Consider the following 21,744-nt stretch of genomic DNA (forward strand, 5'->3'; position numbering starts at 1 on the left):
CTATCTAAAGGTAAACATTCACCTCTTTCGTTTGAATAAATGGTGTATTTTCATTAAAGATCTGATCTTTATGAAGGTATCATAGTATCTTTATTTCTGGGTGTCAATACGTATTTACGATTAGGAGGAGCTTGTACGATTATGTTAATATAGACCTAATATGAAGATACAGTGGGGATTATGATGATAAAAAAAACGACCTTTTCAATAACAATAGATATCCTCAGACAGAAAATTATTAGCAGGGAATGGCCTCCTGGGTCGCGTATTCCGACACTGCAAGAAATTTCTAAGGAGCTGGCTGTAAGTGTATCTACGGTTAGAGAAGCGCTGCGGACACTGGAAAGCCAAGGAAATGTCAGCATTGAGCATGGACGGGGAATGTATGTACGTAACGATCCATTATTGTTGGAAGACCCTACTGCAGACCTCAAGGAACTTGGGGATATTTCGCTCATCAAGTTACTGGAAGCAAGACTGCTCATTGAGCCTAAACTTGCTGCCTTAAGCGCAGAACATGCTACGCGCACGCAGGTCAAGCAGCTTCGAGCGCTGGCTGACTCTATGGTTAACCAGATGAAAGAAGGGGGACCATTTCTAGATACCGACCTTTCCTTCCATCATCTCATTGCGGAATCGGCACAGCATCCTGTCTTATTACGCATGCTGGAGTCTATATACCCCCTTCTCTCCGAAGGCCGCAAACAGACAAACACCTTGCCTCATATGCGTACGAAAGCATCAAATTATCATATTTTAATTGCGATCGCCATTGAGGAACGTCATAGTGAGCAGGCAAAGCAGCTCATGCATAGTCATATTTCCGACATGATTGAAGCATTAAAGAAGTAAGTGATCTCAGCCTTACAAAGTAACTCACGTAATCCATTCGGGGAATCGGAAAATGTAAAAGAGATACTGGAGCTTCGTATTTGGCTTTTTTTCTACGTTCTAATGGCGAAGCACGCTCACGCAATTGATTCTGTGCATCAAACGAAAAAAAATGCTATTATGTATGATGGGTAAAGGACTTTGCTATAGCTTATATCGTTTTTATATGTTGCAACAAGAGGAGATAATATGAGTAACGAACAAAATTTTTGGCTTGATTTGCCAAAGCCATTTTTTATATTAGCACCAATGGAAGATGTCACAGATGTTGTATTCCGTCACGTCGTTAGCACAGCTGCAAAACCTGACGTATTTTTCACAGAGTTCACAAGTACAGATAGTTATTGCAACCCAGCAGGAAGAGCTAGTACTCGTGGTCGGTTAACGTTCACAGAAGATGAACAGCCGATTGTCGCTCATATTTGGGGCAATAAACCTGCTTTTTTTGAACAGATGAGTATCGATATGAAAAAACTTGGTTTTCGTGGTATCGATTTAAATATGGGATGCCCCGTCCAAAACGTCGCATCCAATGGAAAGGGTTCCGGATTAATCCAACATCCTGTAGTTGCAGCCGAAATTATCCAAGCGGCAAAAGCAGGTGGGTTGCCGGTTAGCGTTAAAACAAGATTGGGTTACCATGAGGTTGACGAGTGGCGCGATTGGTTAGGACATATATTGAAACAGGATATTGCCAATCTTTCTATTCACCTTCGTACAAAAAAAGAGATGAGTAAAGTAGAGGCGCACTGGGAGCTCATTCCTGAAATAAAAAAATTGCGAGATGAAATTGCACCACATACGTTGTTAACCATTAATGGAGATATTCCGGACCGCGCAACAGGATTAAAATTAGTGGAACAATACGGCGTTGATGGCGTTATGATTGGCCGCGGCATTTTCACCAATCCATTTGCTTTTGAAAAAGAACCTAAAGAACATAGCGCGAAGGATTTTCTCCATTTACTTCTTTTGCAGTTGGATCTTCACGATCAATATTCAAAAGAAAACGAGCCACGTCCATTTAAGCCGCTTCTTCGCTTTTTCAAAATCTATGTACGTGGATTTAGAGGCGCAAGCGAACTAAGAACCCAATTAATGGATACCACATCAACAGATGAAGTACGTCGTTTAGTAAATCCTTATTTAGATCAAGAATTAGATTGAAGACTACCCGCGAGTGCGTGAAGCCTGGGACTGCATGACGAATCCAAAGCCTTTATCGCCGAAACGATGAAGGCGCCGGATAAAATGCGCAGCTTCTTCCCCATATGCGAACCTCATTTTCCGTGTTAAATATCTATTAGACCAAAAAATGGGCAGCTCACGATAAGAGGAGTCTGGTGATTCCAGCTCGTACAAAACGTCACCGCTTCGATCGAGCCAGCAATAAGAAGCCGGCTATCCATCCGCATGCGGATGGATAGCCGGCTTTTCGTTTTTGATATTACTGGTCTAGCCGCTAGCTACTAAACTTCGGCACCAGCCTATCAATCCTCTCTATCAACGATTCGTCTACCCGCTCTCCATTCGCGTACAGCTCCGCTCCTTCCTCACTGATCGCCGCCGACAAACGCCCACTCAGGATTCGGAGGCCAATCAGACCGCCGCCGCGAATTTCAAACTCGATGCCTGCGTAGCGAAACGATACATTTAACTCTCCGCCCAACTGCGGCATCATTGTCAGTATGGTTCCGTCATCGTCATAAAAGGTTTTGGTGAGCATGTTAGGAGGCAATTGCAGTTCCTTGTATCCTTCCAGCTCATGCAGCAGAGATTCGTAATAAGGCGTGAGCGGCAGCTCGAATGCATAATAGTCGACATTGCCTTTTCGCGCCGCGATGGACAGATCATCATGCCTGATCGTTACCTTGGCATCGCCAGCGCCGTCTGCAATGGATAGCGGGAAACATTTCATCGAAATTCGTTCATTCGTGAACCATAGATCCCAAGCCACGTATTCGTATTCGCCCGGATAATCGGTCTCAAGAGGCGTTTGCGCGATACGCCCATCACCGCTAACGCACCCGTGGACCGCCGTTCCAGTTAGCTCCGCAAACTCGGCGGAAATATCCCTGCCCTCCGTCGTGCAAGCCGCAGGTGGGCCGATAAAGATTAGACGCTTCCCAGACATTTCGCCATAGCGCCTAATTCTCTCCCATGTTGCCTCTGGCAGCATGGCCGGCCAAAGCACGATCAACGCGTCGTAACGCGAGAGATCTTCTTCGAAGGTAGGCACAACATCAATCTCCACGTGTCGCAGCATCAGCTTATGCAGAAGCGCCTTCATGCTCAGACGATGGTAGTGCATAAACGGATCGTTACGATGGGCGACCGATTCCCATGCATACATCATGGCGACTCTTGGACGGCTGACTGCTTTGCCTACAAATCGCTGCATCGCCCTTTGCATGGCGACGCAGCGCCCCGTCATCTCCCAAGTGGGGTGATGCGGATAGCCGGGGCCGAATGGACCAGAATGCCCGTAAGCATGGGCGACCCATCGAACGTTGCGGGCAGCAAGCAAGCGATGATAATAGTTCATCTTTCCGATGGTCGGTTCGCGATCCCAGCACATGTTGTACGCCAGGCCGCTGTCCGAATATTTCGCTAGCGACTCCGCGAGCATCGTCATGGAGAGCATCGTACGCTCCGCGTCGTATTGCGCATCGACGAACCCTCCGCTCAGATTATCCGTTAGCCTAAAGTAGTCGATATTGCCCGCCCACAAATCGCCAGAGTTTCCTTCGCCCCACCACGTGCTGTGGAATCCCATAAAGGATGCTTGGCCATGCTGCTCTTCGTATCGCTCCTTCACCTGCTTTTGGATCCGGTACGTCAACTCCACCGTCATGTTGTAATAATCGTAACGAGTCTTGCCCGAGCGCTCATCCGCCGCCTCGTGCCTCATCAGATAGATTCGATCGAGAAGGTCATAGCCGCAGCTCTGGCGAAAAGCTTCCAAAAAAGCGGCTCCGCCCAGATAGACGTCCTCTTTCTTGCTGCCAGCCCCGAATTCGTCCATGGCGAAGCCGTCAAGCTTCATTCCCCGATAACAAGCAAGGGTTTCGTCAATGGACTCGATCATGTTAGGACTCGCAAAATCGGGGTAATCGGTGGAGTAGGACGCATACAGCAACACTTCGCCGTCCACGCCGTACGCTCCGCTCAGTTCGGAGCGGCTCGTTATGACGAGGGAGATATCCCGCAATTCCTCGGTAATATCTTTTGCCTCCCGAATGATTCCCCTTTCCCGCTTGATGAGAAATGCTTTGGCGATGCCTTCGTATACCGGCCGCATATCAATATGCCCGGCAGACTCGAGATCATTCACCCTGATCTCGAGCTTGCCGTTTCTAATGTAGCCCGCGTGCTCGCTTATCCACTTCTGTCTGGCTTCGGGATAACGCTTCAGGAGCCGCAAGCCCGGCCAGGGTATAATCTGGACAAAGGCGAGCCCGTGCTTTCGGGCCTCCTCCTCCGCCGTGCGCATGGCCCTTTGGCCGATCTCGTCGAATTCGCTATAGCTGCAATTCCGAAATTCGAGCGCGATTGCGTCGAAGCCCTTTCCCGCGATGTCCGCAACGGCAAGCCGTATGCTGTCAGGTTGAGCCGCCATCGTAGTGTCGATCAGCAGCATAATAGGTGCCATTGTCATCGTTTTTTTCTCCTTTACTCGAACCGAAACCAATCAAAGTCGGTCGCGCCCGAGAACAAAATATAAATATCGTGGGTACCGCTCGCTCCCGTAAGTGAAGCCGTTCCTTCCGTCCAATTGCTCCAACCGCCTGTAGCAGGCGTCGTGATGGTCCCGATCTGCGTGCCGGTCAAGCTGTCCAAGCGCACGGTAGCCGTCTTGGTCGTAGTTTCGCCGTTCGTGAATCTGAATTTCATCTGCGAGAAGCCGCTCCCCAGATTGACGCCGCTATACTTCACCCACGAACCCGGATTCAGTCCGCCGATCGTCGACACGTAGTTGGAGACGCTATTGCTGCTGCTATAGCTCTCCGCTTGGATCGTAACCGGCATGGGAGCGCTGACGCTGTCCTCGAATCGGAACCAGTCGAAGTCGGTCATGCCGGAAAACTTAATGTAAATATCATGCGTGCCACTAGCTCCGGTGAGCGAGCTCACCGTTTCAGTCCAATTGCTCCAGCCTCCCGTCGGCGGCGTCGAGATCGTGCCGATCAGCGTCCCCGTCAGACTGTCCAGCCGTATCTCGGCCGTCTTGGCCGACACGTCCCCGTTCGTGAACCGTGTCCGCAGCGTCGCAAACCCGCTTCCCAGGTTCACGTTGCTAAACTTGATCCAATCCCCGTTATGAAGATCGCCGATTGTAGAGCCGAAATTGACGATGCCGTTCATGTCGTCATAGCTCTCCGCTTGCAGCGTCACCGTTCCGCCGCCGCCCGAAGCCGTGTAAGCTGCCGTCGATACCGCCGACTGCAGCATGCCCGCTTTGCTCGCGATCGCTTTGATGGTCTGCGGCGGCGTTACAGTCAACGGCGCTCGGTAGATTGGAGAGTTCGCATTCGGCGTGCTGTCGTCCGTCGTGTAACGGATCGTCGCTCCGATTGTCGACGAAGCAATCGTCACAGTTTGCGGCGCACTGTACGCACCAGCTGCCGGCGTGAAAGTAGGAGCTGCAATGGTCAATTGAGAAGCCGCGGATCCAGCATTGTTGGCATTGTACGTATTGTGCGCACCGGTATTGTTAATGAAGGCGCTGGTTACGTTTGCGGTCTTGTTGCCCGCCAGAACCGTTCCGTAGCTGCTATGAGTCAACGTGACCGCGTATTGTTTGTTGCGGACCGTGTTATCCTCAACGATCGTGTTTGTCGTATCTCCCGATACCGTCACGTCGTTGTTGCCGTCGTAATATCCAATATCCGCCGTGGAGATGTAAATGCCGGTATTGTAAGCCGGCGCTTCGGTAATGCTGTTGCCGACAGGCGTTTCGTTCGTACCTGTCAGGTCGTTGCCCCTGAATTCGTTGCCGAATGCTTGCACGGCGAGATAATGGCCGCCGCCGTTGTCGAACCGCTCCGACGCGACTCCCACGCCCGAGTTTTTGCTAAGCGGGGAAACGCCCGTCAGGACGTTGCCGGTCACCCTGTTGAAGTAATTGGGCGACAAGGTGGATTCGTTCGCGTTTTTAACATTCACGCTCCAAATAAAGACGCCTTCCGAATCCAGAAACGTATTGTTGGCCACTACGCTGTCGTATGCATTGCCGAACAGCCAGATGCCTTTGTCGTTATCGGTAATCGTATTATTGTAGGCGGTTGTATGTTCGTTAGGCGTAATGAGTGTCCATTTGCTCGTGCTGTCCGGCATTTTGTCCCAAGCCCTGTCGACCGTAATCGTGTTGCCTGAGATGCCCGTAACTCTGCGCAATTGTCCGAGTCCAGTCCCGTCGATGATCTGGATGGCGGGATAACTGTACATGACGGTCGGAGCGATCAACGCACGATCCGCGCTGACCGTGACGTTAAGTCCGCTTGCAGAGCTGACCGTGCCGTAGTTGAAATATCCGCCCGGCGCTTCCGACATGATCGCTTCCCCATCGTTATCGTGTCCGTCGACAAGCCCGCTCGCCACTGAGCGCATGCCGATAATTGTATTGTCCGCCACGTAGTTGTTGGCGCGCACCGACAACCCGTGTTTTTCAGCATTGACGGCGGTATGTCCGATGAGGGTGTTACCCGTCGCGATGTAATATTCCGCCGTATTGACATAGACGCCGAAGCTGAATTCCATATAGGAGTTCGTAAACGAAGAATACTGGTTGACATAGTTATGAGCGTAACCTGCGAAACCACGGAAATCACTGTCCGCAACTAGAAAACGTTCCTTGCCAAGCGTCATCATTGGGAAACCGCGCTGCCCGGGCGTGCCGTTCGTGCCAAGATCGTAGTCGATCTTCACGCCTTTTAGGAACATTTGCTCGGCCGTGCGCTGCAATACATTTCCCGCCGGATAGGTCGGATTGCCGCTTCCGTCCAATACCTCCCACGGAGAACCGAGAATCAGGAAAATGTCCGGCCGGCTCGTATGGCCTGGTGCGATCGTCACTGTCAGATTGGCAATGCCGACCTGTCCGAAATTCGTTTTGCTATCGATAGCCGAGACACCGCCCGTCCCGATATACTGCAGAATCGTGCCTGCGCGGCTTTGGCCTCGCAGCACCACTTTACGCGAGAGATGCAAGGATGTGATTCTGTACGTACCGTCGGTCAGATAGACGACGCCCCCGTTCGGATCCGCGCCCGCAGCGTCGATGGCAGCCTGGATGTCGGCGGTTTCGTCGACGCCGCTGTTCGGGGTCGCGCCGTGCGAGCTCGCGTTCACCTGGTTCGTCCAGTTGAAGTTGCCCGCCCAAGCGACGCCAAGCCCTAACGGGTCGCTTCCGACGGAGACGACTTGCAGCTGCTGTCCGCTGCTCGGCTTGCTCCAGTGAACGCCGCTGTCGTTCGAAATTTCAACGTCGTAAGTGCCTAGCGGCGTGCCGGACGAGACAGAGAACTCAGCCATGTACGCATTGCTGGCTGTGATGGTCTGATTCACCGTGTTCGAGCTGTTCTTTAAACGTACGACCGTTCCGTTGCCCGCTCCGAACTCGGACCCCACGAAGTTACGTCCGACGATCGTTATTTTTTGACCGGACCAAGCTTGCTTCTCGGAGATCCAGATCGCGCGAGCCGTATTGATCTTGGCCGGAGCGCTCCATCCCGTTGCGTTTTTGACCCATACATTATAGACGCCGGCGGTTGCGCCGTCAGGCATCGTTACCGTGACGTAATTTCCTTTGCGGTCGCTCTGGATAATGGCCGGGTGCAAGGCATCGCCGGGCGGCGTAGCCGGAGACGTGTTCGTCGAATCCAGCTTGATCGCTACGTCCTGCGAGGCTGCCGTCATGTCCCATCCGGTGATTGTAAATGTCTTGCCTGACTGCACGGCGTCCGACATCCGGTGAATCTCAGGCGCGTCCGCGGCATGGGCCGTTTGGACGTCGAACACGGCTACCAGTGTCAATAACATAGCCACAACCAACAATCGGGACAAGCCGTTTCGTAGGGAACTTCCAATCAAAGCGTACATAATTAGCCTCCTGACAAAATGGTTTCATTAATAATGTAAGCGTTTACCAGTACGTCATATAGAATCCCCCGGCTATCTATCAAGCCGCTTTGGCCGATCGATAAACCAGGGGTAGTTCCCTATTTCAGCGAATCAARCTGATCTTTGTTTGCCTCTTTGAAATAGTCGTCAATCTTTTTCCTAAGGTCCTCGTTGCCGCCGTTCTTCTCCGCGATTTCACTGAACTGCTTCCACAGCTCTTCGAAATGCGCATCGTCGCGTGCTGCAAGCGTCTTGGTCAAGGCTTTCTCGAAGGCGTCGCGGCCTTTCCAGAATTGGTCGGATTCCGGTACTACTCCGGAGTAATTCCAGATCTGCATGTCGTTATTGATCGGTATGCCAAGATCCGAATACGAATTATTAGGCAAATTGCCCGGATCGAAGAAGTTTCTTGCCTCGGAAGGCGATAAGACGCGATCGTAGCTGTAGAACGGCGATACGCCCGAGCCGCCCCACATGTAGGTCGGATAATAAGGCCAGCCGCTGCCGTAAACGTTCGTCGATGCCAATCTCGTGTTCGCCAGGTTGTAATGGAGCGATTTGCCGTTGTCCTTATTGTAAACCATGGCATCCTCGAGCTCCTTGTCCTTGAACACGCGTTTGCCATCTACTTCGTCGAACAGTCCGGCGCTCTTTGGTCCCCAAGTGTACATTTTTTCGCCGATCTCGGATACCATGTAATCCAGGAAACGGACAACCTGCGGCAGATCCTCTTCCTTCACGCTGTCCTTGAAGATCACAATGCCGATATTGTTTTTGACGCCGCCCATCGGAGAAATAAATTTTGCCGTGTTGACGGGAGAATCCAGGAATACTTTGCGGTAGCGATAGGTTTTGCCAGCGGCTTTCATCACGTTCTCGTCCGGCTGGTCGTACAGATAGGCAACCGCGTATTGACCGTTGTTGATTTTCTCCAAATGCATCGCGTTGTTTTCCACCAGCGAGTTCGGATCCATCACCTTGTCGCGTACTAGCTTGTTGAAGTCATGGACGATATTTTTGAAGAAAGGCTGCTGGAACATAAATTCGATCTGCTGCGTCTCTTTGTCGAAGTACGTAAAGTAGTTGCTACCTTTCGGAATACGGCCGTACAGGTTGGCCAGAACAGCCAGCGTCCCCCAGTTGTCTTGACCTCCGAATGCGTAGCTTACCTCGACCGGCTTGCCGTTCTCCGTAATGTTCTCGGTCTTGATTAAATTCTGCATTTCGTACAGCAGCTTCGTGAAGTCTTCCGTCGTCTTAACCGGAACGTCGTAGATATCTTCTCTGCTGAACTTGCCGCCTTTCTCGACAAACAGCGCATCAATCTCGTCCTGCGTCTTGGCCTCCGGATACAGCTTCTTCAAAAGATCATCGCGCACCCAGATGAATTGGTCCGTGCCTTCGAGCGCGTTCGGGGTAACGAACGATGGGTCCATGATTTTGAGCGAACGGTCAGGATCCCCCATCTGAGTCGGGAACGAATAGATGCTTCCGTCTTGGTCGTTGTTGGTCGAGAAACGTTTGACGTAAGGGAACGTCTCGAAGCTCAGGCGCTTCTGCAGGTTCGGGGCATACTTCTCGATCGCCTCCGTCAAATCATAGGCTTTGCCTGCTGCGAACATGTCCTTAAGGCTCCCCATGCCGGAGTCGGTGACGAACGCAAGCTCGGGCCAATCGCTCGCCGCGTTAATCATACCGAGCTTCACGTCGATCGCTTGCCCGCCGTTGTCGAACGAGCCGTCCTTGTCGATCTCGATGCCTGTTACCCGCTTAATCTCCGGACTGACGATATCCTCCGTTGGCACCGGACGTTTGGCGTCTCCCGTACCGTGGGCGTACCAGATCTTCAGTTTGAGCTGTTTGCCCGTCCAGTCCGGCAGTTCGGAGCTGTCGGTCACCGCATCGTACATGTCGTAATAAGCTTTTTCCTCGGAAACGTTTTCATTTGTCGCGTTGGTCGGAGCCGTCGTTCCTTCTCCGCCGTTGCCTCCGTTCGTACAGCCCGCCGCAAGCGACATCAGCAGGGCTGCGGCCGCAGTCAACGTAACCGTATTCCGCATCCGTAATTTCATGCTTACTCCCCCTAAAATGAATTTGCATCTATATCATGCCGGATCCGTGCATGCGGTTTATATTTCATCATACCAAATCCGGCATCATACCGTGGTTGATCTTGAATGACATGAACGTATAATTTCTCCATACTGGGTCTATAACTCTAGGAATGAACCGTGCTGCGCCGCCAAGGATGACGACAGTCGTTTCACCTTGCTCCTATTCCTTAACGGCACCGAGTGTGATGCCTTTGACGAAGTGTTTCTGAAGAAAGGGATACACGATTACGATTGGGATCGTCGTCAATATGATATTCGCGGCACGAATCGCCTGCGGCGTCACCTGAGTCTGCGTATTCATACCGGTCGCGATGCCTGCACGGATCGCCTCCTGGAACATGCTCGCCATCCGCTCGCCTTCCTTCAGAATTTGCATCAGAATATACTGCAGCGTGTTCAACTTCTGATCCGTGACGAAATAAAGCGTCGTCGTCCAGTCGTTCCAGTGATAAACAGCTGTCCATAAAGCCATAACCGCAAGAATCGGCATCGATAACGGCACGAAGATGCGCAGCATGATGACAAACTCGTTCGCTCCGTCGATCCTGGCTGATTCGGCCAGACTGTCAGGGATGGTATACAAGAACGAACGGATAATGACCATGTTGTACAAGCTGAACGAAACCGGGAGAATATAGACCAGGAAATTATTGAGCAGATGCATCTTGGAATACAGTAGGTAAACGGGAATGAGTCCGCCGCCGAAATACATCGGGATCATCAGGAAAATCAATATGGCTCCTTTGCCCTGCAGTCCCTTCAACGTGAATGCGTAGGCGCTCGTATATTGAATGAGCAGGGCGAAGGTAGTGCCTATTACGACCCGTAGCACGGATATGAACGTCGACTGGATGATGGCGGAGTTCGATAGCAGCATCTCGAAGTTGGCGAACGACAGCTCTCTCGGATAAAAGGTTAGGCCGCCGAACTGCGAATTCACAGGATCATTGAGTGCGTAAGCGAGAACGTTAAGATACGGGAACACCATGGCGACTACGATCAGGGTAAGCAACGCGGCATTGCCGACTTTGAAGATGCGATACGTCAGCGATTCATGATTCAATGGAGCATCCTCCTTACCAGATCGAAATTCCGGTTGTTTTTTTGGCGATCGTGTTGGCTCCGACAGTTAAGAGAAGCGCCACAATTCCTTGCAGGAAACCTACCGCTGCCGCCATTGAATAATTGCCCTGCTGAATACCGGACGAATAAACGATCGTCGAGATGACGTCATAGCTGATAAAGGCGTTCTGCATGCCGTATACAAGCTCGAAGTTGCTCGTGAACAACGTGCCGAGAGTGAAGATCAGAAGCAGAATGGTCGTCATCTTTAGTCCAGGCAACGTAATGTAGAGATGCTGCTTCCATCGGTTGGCCCCGTCGATCTTTGCCGCTTCGTACAAGCTGGGATCGATGGAGGTTATGGCTGCCAAGTAGACGACCGTCCCCCAGCCAATTTCCTTCCAGACGCTTAGCAGAAGCAGAAACGGCAGGAACAGCTCCTGTTTGGAGAGGAACATGACTCTCTCCTCTCCACCGCCCGAAAGCTTGAGCAGCAGATCGTTAAGCGGACCGTAGAGATCGAAGAACGAATAAGCAAGTCCTACTACGGCGATCCAGGACAGGAAGTGGGGCAAATAGCTGAGCGTCTGCACGGATCGTTTGAATAAGCCGTCCTTGACCTCGTTGATCATCAAAGCGAGAATGATCGGTGCTGGGAAGCCTACTAGAATCGTCAGCACACTAAGCTCCAGCGTATTGATAATCGCCTGCCTCAGCATCGGCGTCTCGAAGATCTCCCGGACGTGCTCCATCCCGACCCATGGGCTATTCCATAATCCCAAGAAGATATTGTAGTCTTTGAAAGCCGCGATAATGCCCGGCATTGGCACGTAAGCGAAGATGAACGTTAACACGATCGACGGCAGCATGAGCATATAGCCGAACGAGTTTTTGCGCAGCGCCCGCATGAATCTGCTTCCGGCCGGCTTGGCGGTATGGCTGATAGCAATTTCTTCGTACAAGGTTCCAACTCCTTTCATCATAGGTGTTGCTCTTATTCTATTGCATTGCAGGTAACGGTTATAGTAAATAAACGGAGCTCGTATAGCTGAATTCGGACATTATGGTCACCCGTAAGAAACCTGGAAGCTGCTGCATAAAAAGAAGAGCCTGCCGCTACCGCGATAGACTCCTCTTATCCATGTCGACATTCTGTTCGTCTCTAGCAAATAGGCTACGCCGCTGCCGGTATGCGCAGCGTTACCGTCGTCCCTTTGCTCGGCTTGCTGTCGATCTCAATGCCGTACGGCTTGCCATAGTAGACCTCGATTCGTTTCCGCGTGTTGAGCATGCCATAGCCTCCGTACATGCTGTCTGCGTCGGTCTCGCCTCTCATGATCGTACTTAGCTTCTCCGGCTGAATCCCTTCGCCATTGTCGGTGATATGGATCCAGACCTGGTCCGAAGCCGTCTCTCCTGGCATCCCCCGTTCGACCCGAATGGAGATGCTGCCCCCGGTCTCGCGCCCGTTAATGCCATGCAGCACGGCATTCTCCACGACGGGCTGCAGCAAATGCTTCAGCATGGGCGTATCGCCGAGCCCTTTCTCGATATGGATATGGAACGCAAAATCATTGCCGTAGGCGAATTTCTGCAGCTCCAAATATTCGTGCATCATCTCCAGCTCTTGATCAATTGTAATGATGCTGCTGCCCTTGTTAAGCGCAATCCGGTAATAACGGACCATGGAGTCGATGACGCCGCGTATGCGCTCGTCGCCGCTGAGCCACTTCATCGTCGATAGTGTATTGTATAGAAAATGCGGATTGACGCGCTCTTGCAGGAGCTGGGTCTCGAGCACGGTGCGTTCCGTCTCGTAATCATTAATGCGCTTATAATAATCCCTTACGCGAACGATCAGCTCGTGGAGGACGTTGCCCATGCGGCTAAACTCGTCGTCGGTCGTGGAAAATTGCAAATGATCGTTTTGGAGCAAATTTTCGACGGTCGTATTCATGCGGCGAAACAGCACCTCTAGCTTGCGAGTCAGGTAAAACGACACAACCTCCACCATTAGGAACAGAATGATCATGACCCCTAGCAGCATGGCGATCGCTCCGATCCAATAGGAATCCAATTCCCTTATGACAAGAGACTTCGGGATGTACATCGCGACCGACCCGATCCCCGACTTTAAGTCGAGCCGGATGCCGTACTGATCTTCCGAATGGTCGGCGGCCGCCTCTCCTTGACCCGGTCCCGATATCGGAAAACGTCCTCCGCCTATGTTGGATTCGAATACAATCGACGTGTTCAGCGGCAGCTCGACGTCGAAGTGCCTTCGAATGGTAGGGAAGGGAACCCGGATTTCTGTCACGGCGAGCGGCCCTCGGAAGGAAGCAAGCGTTTTGTAGAGGTAAATGTAAGTTCGATCCTCCGGAGCGCCTAGCCCGTCTAAAGCAGACAATCTCCAGAAGACGTTGCCCGGATCGGAAGCCAGAATATCCTGGCGGAGCTGTGAACCTCCATCCGGCTCGTAGCTCCCCAAAGAATCAAATCTGCGCAAATAATCACCGTTTAGCGTGTGCTCGTTTATCGAATAGATAATGACGCTGTCGTTTTTCATATCCGCCTTGACGGCCCCAACCACGCTTTGCAAATAATCGTTAAACGACATAATTCCGACCAGATTCTGATCGGTCTTCGTTTCGAGATAATTATTAATATAGAAGTTGCTGTTAATGAACAGCAGCATATCGACGTTCGAAGTAAGTAAATTGTCGACTCCTGTAACGCTACCTGCGAGCAGGGCCTCATTTTTCTCCAGAATGTCGTCCACTTTCTCATTCCAGACGTTAATGAACAACACCGAGCCGAGTACGAGCATCGGAATTAACGAGAAGATAAAAATAATGGACGCGATTTTGTGTCGATACTTGAGCTTGCCGAATAGAAACATGGTGCAAGACCCCTCCCGGGAGGCATGCCCCGCGCAAGTTAGCGCAGCATGGATTTATTTTTGTATTCCGCCGGAGTCATGCCGACGTTTTTCTTAAAGGCCAGGCAGAAATAGGAGGTGTTGACGTACCCTACCGCTTCCGCGACGACGGCCACTTTGCTGTCTCGCTCCTTCAAGAGCCCCTTGGCTATGCCGATCCGGTAGTCGATCAAATAATCGAAGATCGTCTGGCCCGTCTCCTTCTTGAAAATATGATTGGCATGACGTCCGCTCAGGTAAACGGATTTGGAAATATCCTCGATCGTAAGCGCCTCTCCGTATCGCTGCCCGATAATGTCCCGAATTTGATCGATCACTTTTTGATTTTTGGTCGGATTGCGTTCAGCGAGCGACTCGCGAAGAGTCACGAAGATTCGCCGCAGCCAAACCCGCGCTTCTCTGGCGGGAGCGGGAGCGGGAACGTTAAAGTTGCTCCAATCCGCCGATTCCTCGCCTAGCAGCTCCTTCAGCGATTTGTTAGCCTCCTCCAGCAGCACGTTCACTAGATTGAGCGTCAAATATGAGAATACCTTGATGTAGCTTTCGTGCGGGAAGCCTCCTCCGGGCAAAGACATGTATTTGTCCAAAAACTCGTCGATGACCTCTTCCCCGCCGTAAGACAGCAACACCTTGACGTCTCCATACAACGATTCCAGTCCCGGCATCGCGTCGAACGGACTGCGTTCCGCCCGGTCCTCGATCTCCGAATAGACGATAATCGGGCTGCTTCCTTCGTAGAAGGTCGTCAGCGCCGCCTGCCGAGCCTGCCGATATAGCTCCGCCATGGCGGAGAGCGAAGACGATGCTTCACTGATGCCAATCGTTACGGAACGGTCCAGCCGCTCCGTAATGATCAGGTGCAGATCGACCGCCGTCTGCAGAAATTGCTCCGACTCGCCGAACAACAGAACGGCAAAGGAGTCTCCCGCCATCTGAACCGGATAAGCGGACACGAGACCCGGACGTTCCGAATTAGAATCGGGACGCGGCGATTCATCCGATTCTCCTGATACCGCGTCAAAGGCGGCTCCCCGCTCCAGCGCGTTAACCGCCTTCTTGATCGTATACGATTGGTAGTAAGTATCCACGACGCTGCGGGAGGACTCCCCGCCCGTCGACTCCACTTTCTCCCTGACGTCCAGGGCAAGCACCGCAAAGCTCGAATTATCCGGCACGGACACTTGGAGAAAGCCGATTCGCTCGCGAATGTCTCTTTCGTCGCGGAAGTTGCCGAGCAGCATCTCCTTGAAGAACTGCTCCTGCACGAGCGGCAGCATTCCCTCGAGTTGACGCAGCATGCCGGCCCTCTCTCTCTCCCTCCGCTCCCGTTCGGTCATCTCGCCTAGCACGCTCCGCACCGCGGACTCCAGCTCGCCGGAGATGATCGGCTTGAGCACGTACCCGTAAACCCCTAGGTTTACCGCTGATTTCGCAAATTCGAAGTCGCTGTGGCAGCTCGTAAATATGATTTTTATATCGGGATATTGATCCCTAACGCGCTCCGCGAGCGCGATTCCATTCATCATCGGCATAGCGATATCGGTGACGATCAGATCGGGATGAAGCTCTCCAACGCCCGCAAGCGCTTCCGCTCCGTTAGCGAACGTGCCGACTACCTCGATGTCCAGCGCCCCCCAGTCTACCGCTTGCTTTATGCCCATACGTTCGTATTTGTTGTCATCCACAATGATCAGCTTAAACATAAGCGCCCCCCTTTGTCTTTTCAGTTAAGCGTTTTCAATTCTAATGGTAGGATGACGGTCCCGCCAAATCCAGTCCATATCAGGAGAACAGATACCGGAATTCGGAGCTCTATTATTTTCCTATTATAGCTTGTTTCTTGTCGCTGCATGAGAAATACTCCTATCGTAGTATTTCGAGGATGTGAGACCGCGTTTAAGCGGGAGATTTTATCTCTAATTAGAAAGAATTCCTTTTCGTTTTATCGTTTTAAAGTGCGTTAACTTTCTGATGAGGTAAATAAAAACCTCCTCATTGTGGCCAATGAGGAGGTTTTGGATTGGTTTGACGGCTGATTTATTCTTGTTGGCCGCTCGCCGCGTTCATTAACGAAGCGTAGGCCCAGTGACTCTCTGGAAGATCCGGGAATGTCTGATCTCCCGTCCATTCCGAGGAGCGCTGCAGAATTCGGGCTATAATGGTTGCAGCCTCGGCTTTGGATAGGGTTTGGTTCGGCTTGAAGCTGCCGTCCGGGTAACCAGATATCAGGCCGTTGCCATAAGCCAGCTCCAGCGCCGACTGTGCCCAGTGTCCCTCGATGTCGGTGAATGGCGCTTCGCCTGTGGCAACCGGAAGACTCCGCAGCTTGAGCGCCATCGAGATAAATTCCGCCCGCGTGATCAATCGTTCGGGCTTCCAACTGTTGTCCGGATAACCGTGTACGTATTCAAGCTGCATACAGAAAGCGATCGCTTCCGCATGCTTGTGCAGGGAGCTTACATCCCGGAATTGGCTCAGCACGCCCGTGTCCAGCTTTGATTGCGGCTTCTCGTACAACCTGTAGATCATGTCGGCCACGTCGCCTCTCGTGAGTTTGCGGTCAGGCTCGAGAAGACCTTTGTTATTCGGCGACAGATAAGATCCGGTATAAGATACGTCTTCCCCTTTTTCCGGCCAACGCTCTTCCGGTTGGACAGGCTGCTGCGGCTGATTCGGTTGTGGCGCCTCTCCGCCGTTGCCCGGCTGGCCGGGTTCGCCGGGAGAGGTCGGAATGATCTCCAAGGCTCCCGCGGCAGAACGTAGCGCATATAGGTAGTTTCGGATGTCGATGTTGCGCGGCGTCGATAAGGCTAATATCTCCTCTGCAGCCGCGAGACTATAGGAATATGTCTCCCATGTCCAGCTTGTATAGCTCGAAGCGCTTCTGCCCCGCGCAATCTCCGCATTGTACAACCGTCTCAGATCGCCGGCATCCACCGAAGCTTCGCCTTCCATCTGGACCAGATTTTCAACTTCTCCGGCAACCCGATCTTTGCCCGCATGATACAATTCGGTCGCGACATTATAGAACGAATTTCCTGCGGTAATGACACCGTAATCTCCAAGAGTTAAGCTGATGCCCTTGTTAAAGTCGGTCAGAATATTATTCTGCACGAGCAGATTGGTCGCATCACCGCTATAACCGTCCGTAATCAAGTCCGAGCTTTTGAGTCCCGACCAGAATACGATTCCGGATTCTTGCGGCGCCTCTGACAAATTGTTAGGTACGGCGCTTGGCACGCCGGTAAGGGCATTGTTGCGGATTTCGATATTGTTCGCGCCTACCGAATAATACCGGCCCTCGGATCCGTAGCGCTGCGTATTAAGCAGAATGCCGCCTGTGCGTGTTTTCGGCGAAACGCCATCGAACTCGTTGTCGCGAATCGCGACATGCATGGCGGTGACTAGAGCCGCCGATTGTTTGATCAACGCGGTCCAGACAAACGCGCCTTCCGTATCGACCGCGTCGTTGCCTGCTACCACCGTGTCAACCGCATTGCCGAAAATATAGATGCCCTTGCTCGTATTTTCCGCAAAGTTGTTGTAGATGGTTACATTGTCGTTGGGTGAAATAAGCGTAAACACGCTATTGCCGTCCGGAACGACATCCCAGCTGCCCTTGATTGTAATGACATTGCCGTTGATGCTTTCCACTTCCCGCCACTGCCCCATGCCCCGGCCGTCCGTAATTTGAACGCCCAGCGTATTGTACATAATGGAGTAGTCCCGATGAGGCACAAGTGGAGCAGTCGTCAACGTGTTCTCTGTCGCGTTGATGACATAACCGGTATTGAAGTTGCCTCCAGGGCTGTCTACCGCATAACTCTCGCCGTCGTTATAGTCACTTCCAACGTCGTACACCTGATTGCCTTCCATATGCACGTTGGCGCGAGCGAACAGACCGTGCGAATCCTTGAGCAATCCCGCTTCCCAGCCGCGTCCGTGCACGATGTTGCCGTTCATGAACGAGTAGTTGGCAACGGTCTGCAAGTAACCTTCGTGCGCGTAGTCCAACTTGTTATTGTAATACGTCGTGTATTCGCTCAGATAAGCATGTGTAATGCCGGCGGACCAGCCGCTCAGCTCGGAGTCACGGACGATAAACCGTTCTTTGCCGATAATGACGACGGCAAGTCCCCGCATGCCCGCGTAAGGATCCGGATTCGCCTGTCCGTATCCGGTATCCAGCGTGTAATCCAATTTGATGTTGTCGATAAACATCTCGCTGGCCGTGCGCAAGGCCATATTGCCGGCCGCTTCGCTCCATGGCTGCCCGAAAGCGAAAAACATATCCGGACGCTTGGCGTTATCGGAGAGTCCGACCGTAAATCCGGACACGCCGTACCGGCCTTCCACGGCGCCGTCGCCTTCAGATTCGAACATATTAACGCCCGCTCCCGTATAGACGAGATGCGTCGAATCCCTGTCTTCTCCCTGTAGAACAATGTCCGCGTACATAGGAACCCGGCTCAGCTCGTACGTGCCCGACGGGAAATAGACGACCCCGCCGCCGGATGCCTTCGCTGCCTCGATCGTGCCCGTCACGGCGGCGGTATCGTCCTCGCCGTCTCCAGGGGTGGCTCCGAAGTCAGTTACGTCATAACGATTGTCCCAATCGAACAGGTTAGCCCAAGCGACGCCTAATCCAAGCGGATCAAGACCTGCCTCTACCACGTCCAACGTTTGTCCGCTGGCCAGCGGCGCCCAGCTTAAGCCGTCGTTGTTGCTCACCTCTACGGTGTATCTGCCGATCGGCGCCTTGACTTTAAAGCGTAAAGAATATGGTGAGTACTGTTCGATCTTCTGCTCGACCGAATGGGAGGTGTTAACAAGTCGCAGACGCGTCGCAGAATCCATTCCGAACTGCTCTGCCATCAGGTTGCGTCCGGATAAATCTATCGTCTGCCCTTCCCATGCTTCGTATTCGGAGATGAACAACGGACGCGCGGCATTGAGCAGCATAGGCGCGCTCCATCCGTTTCCGTTGTTAATCCAGACGGTGTATATGCCTGTGGTCAGTTGCTCTGGGAACTCGGCTACGAGGAAGTATCCGTCCCGCCCATCGTATTGCTTGATTGCCGTAGGCGTTCCGTCTGCCGGCGGCGTTGCCGGCAAAGAGACGTTGCCGTTGTAAGCCTTCATCACGACCTGTATGTCGTCCGAATCGACGGCTTTCAAACCGTAGCCGCTAATGGAGATTAGCTCGCCGGGCTTCACCGCATCCGATAGCTTGTAGACGACCGGCGGAAACGCCCAAGCCTCGCCGCCAATTGTCAACGCAACCTCTTGAGTCGATTCCGCCAGCTGATCCTCATCGTCCGCAGCAAACGAAGCTTTGACGGTAAAGCTTCCCATATAATCAGGCGTGAGGCTTAGCGTCGCCACTCCGTCGTCATCGGTTACGACCGAGCCTAACGAGGCGGGAATATAATCACCGACCGTTCTGCCGGACAAGTTGAACTCGACCGTTTTGCCGCTCACGGGGAGGTTCTCGGATGTTAACGTCACGTTGAACTCAACAGGAGAGCCTGATCCTGATACCTCATAAGACGCGGCGTCAAATTGCAAGGTCGTGGCTTGGTATGCCGGCATATCGACGGACACGACGCTATCGCCGGGCAACGAATAACGCCCGCCCTCTTTTACGCGCAATCTGTAGAAGTATGTGCTGCTGGATCCCAGATCGGAATCGACATAGGCGCCGTCCGCGGCGTCCGTCGCACCTACCTGAACGAAAGGACCCTCTTCCTGCGCGGATCGTTCGATGACCGCGACCGAACCCGTGTCCCCGCCGCTCCAGCTCAGCTTAGCGGAACGAGGCGATTGGTACTCGACGGTAAGGCCTTCGAGGTCGTAAATTGCCGGTTCGTCGAAGAAAAAGGCCTGCGGACCGAAAGTCATGTCGCTGTCTGTCTTGGTTACCTTCAGTGTGAAGCTGCCTTTGACAAAATAGGTTAAATAAACGCCGCCGTTAAACATATCCGGCTTAATCGAATGGTCAGGAAGCATGGCCTTGCCGTTGTTATCCAGGAAGGAGAATTCCACCTCATTTTGCGGAACGGCATTGCTGTATACTGTGAATTGATGCCAAGCCTGATCGTTCAGCACGAAGCTGAATTGTCCCGGAGAACCTCCGGCTCCGTAGGTATCATGTTTGGCAAGCGACCCGGCGCCAGCCGGAACGCTTAAGCTGGCTTCGTCGCTCGTCGAGCTTCTGGCCCATAAGCTTCCGTTGACATTGTACGTGAATTGATCCAGATAATCCGCCTTCGACACGTAATCATGGATCGTCGGATCCATGAACAGCCATGTATCCCAAACCGGACTATCGCCCGGAACCGCATCTGGATAGTTGTACCCCAGCAGAATGTGTCCGTCTTGACCGTAATTGCCAATCCAATCTCCCTTGGTCGATTTGTCGACGCTGACCTGCGACGCCTCGGCCCCTGAGACGGGATCGACGGGATCGACGGGATCGAAAAACATCCCGGACGGCCCTTCGCTCCACGAGCCCATCACCTCGAAAACGAAGCTCCCTTTTACTTTGAACGTGATGTATGCGCCTTGATCTCCTAGACCATTTGCCCCATCAGGTAAACCCGGCGCATCGGCCAACGAAGGAGTAAGCGTTTTCATTCCGCGGAATGTATTCACGAGAATATTGCCTTCCAGATCCTTTATCGTGTAATACTTATAATTCATGTCCCCAGCAAAATAAACCGAAAACAAATGCTCCTCATTATCCTCGAGCATGAACGTGAACTGCCGGATGTCCCCGTCGCTTCCCGGCGTCCCTCTTGAAATAAAGGCATTCGTCTTGGCAAGCGCGCTGCCGGACGGCGGATTCAGCACTGCACCGTTGCCGCTGACGTCATCCGATTTGACCCATGCGCGTGCTCCTGCGGTAACGGAATAGATGTTGCCGTCTTGTTCCTGCACGTAAGCCGGCTTGATGGTCACATCGCTGTCGTACAATGCGATTTCCTTGCTCGTCCCCCCTTGATTCTCCATCGGATCGGCATCTCTGCCGTCATAACCGAACAACACGTACCCGTCGCGACCGTATACACCGTTCCAGGCGCCGCGGGTCGCAAGATCATAAGCATTGACGACGGCGTTTGAGCTCGCTGCGGCCTCGGCCGTCTTCGTGGCGGGGAATGGCGCGCAGGTCATTAAAAAGGTCATCGCCGCGATCAAGCCAACGGTCCATCGTTTAAGCCTTGTCTGTTTCATTTTTTTCCTCCTCATTTCATTCATGGATAGATTGATTTACGCCTAAAGTATAGCCCTCTCCAGATTACGGATATAGTGAATATTCGGAGGAGCTATGGAGATATCCGGCTAATCTATAGTTATCAAACGGCATAATAAGCCAAAAAGACTGCCTACCCAACATTTGGGAAGCAGTCTTTTTGTTAATGAACGCTATCCATCCACCGTTCTCGAAAACACATCGAACAAATAACCGGCCCGGTTGCCCCAGCTCCAACTTCACCAGTTCGGCAAGATTCCAATCTTCAATTGGGGCAGCGCCAAGTTATTTGTTAAAAAATAGGCCTCTCACAATACTTTTGTGCGATACGCCAAAAGTGCACAAAAAGAAACCAAACGGACAAA

At 52.4% G+C, this 21,744-nt stretch carries 10 protein-coding genes; 2 read left to right on the forward strand and 8 right to left on the reverse strand.

Translation table 11 applies throughout. The features are described 5' to 3' along the window. Positions 1-180: 180 nt before the first annotated feature. Both AB4Z29_RS13670 and AB4Z29_RS13675 read left to right on the forward strand, forming a co-directional pair. Positions 181-852 (forward strand): FadR/GntR family transcriptional regulator, encoded by a 672-nt coding sequence (locus AB4Z29_RS13670; RefSeq protein ID WP_441943603.1) that lies wholly within the window; start codon positions 181-183, stop codon positions 850-852. Between the two features lie 228 nt (positions 853-1,080). Then, positions 1,081-2,058: a tRNA dihydrouridine synthase gene (locus AB4Z29_RS13675; protein ID WP_441943604.1), complete on the forward strand. Its 978-nt coding sequence runs from the start codon at positions 1,081-1,083 to the stop codon at positions 2,056-2,058. A 295-nt stretch (positions 2,059-2,353) separates the two neighbouring features. On the opposite strand, the gene AB4Z29_RS13680 is transcribed toward AB4Z29_RS13675, so the two are convergent. From AB4Z29_RS13680 to AB4Z29_RS13715, 8 genes are all read right to left on the reverse strand, one after another. After that, positions 2,354-4,549 (reverse strand): hypothetical protein, encoded by a 2,196-nt coding sequence (locus AB4Z29_RS13680; protein WP_441943605.1) that lies wholly within the window; start codon positions 4,547-4,549, stop codon positions 2,354-2,356. Between the two features lie 14 nt (positions 4,550-4,563). Further along, the gene (locus AB4Z29_RS13685; RefSeq protein ID WP_441943606.1) at positions 4,564-7,992 is read right to left on the reverse strand and encodes a carbohydrate-binding protein; all 3,429 of its coding nucleotides are present in this window, start codon (positions 7,990-7,992) and stop codon (positions 4,564-4,566) included. 119 nt (positions 7,993-8,111) lie between these two features. Further along, on the reverse strand, positions 8,112-10,085 hold the full coding sequence (locus AB4Z29_RS13690) for a hypothetical protein (protein ID WP_441943607.1): 1,974 nt from the start codon (positions 10,083-10,085) through the stop codon (positions 8,112-8,114). A gap of 202 nt (positions 10,086-10,287) precedes the next feature. Then, complete coding sequence (locus AB4Z29_RS13695; protein ID WP_441943608.1) at positions 10,288-11,190, reverse strand: carbohydrate ABC transporter permease; 903 nt, start codon at positions 11,188-11,190, stop codon at positions 10,288-10,290. A gap of 13 nt (positions 11,191-11,203) precedes the next feature. Then, the gene (locus AB4Z29_RS13700; protein ID WP_441943609.1) at positions 11,204-12,172 is read right to left on the reverse strand and encodes an ABC transporter permease; all 969 of its coding nucleotides are present in this window, start codon (positions 12,170-12,172) and stop codon (positions 11,204-11,206) included. A gap of 191 nt (positions 12,173-12,363) precedes the next feature. Further along, entirely contained in the window at positions 12,364-14,088 is a 1,725-nt protein-coding gene (locus tag AB4Z29_RS13705) for a sensor histidine kinase (protein ID WP_441943610.1), read from the reverse strand. Positions 14,089-14,126: 38 nt separating this feature from the next. Then, on the reverse strand, positions 14,127-15,830 hold the full coding sequence (locus AB4Z29_RS13710; protein ID WP_441943611.1) for a response regulator: 1,704 nt from the start codon (positions 15,828-15,830) through the stop codon (positions 14,127-14,129). A 334-nt stretch (positions 15,831-16,164) separates the two neighbouring features. Then, the gene (locus tag AB4Z29_RS13715; protein ID WP_441943612.1) at positions 16,165-21,360 is read right to left on the reverse strand and encodes an S-layer homology domain-containing protein; all 5,196 of its coding nucleotides are present in this window, start codon (positions 21,358-21,360) and stop codon (positions 16,165-16,167) included. Positions 21,361-21,744 lie beyond the last annotated feature (384 nt).

It is taken from the genome of Paenibacillus sp. 2TAB23 (genome assembly GCF_052115165.1).
Classification (GTDB): domain Bacteria; phylum Bacillota; class Bacilli; order Paenibacillales; family Paenibacillaceae; genus Pristimantibacillus.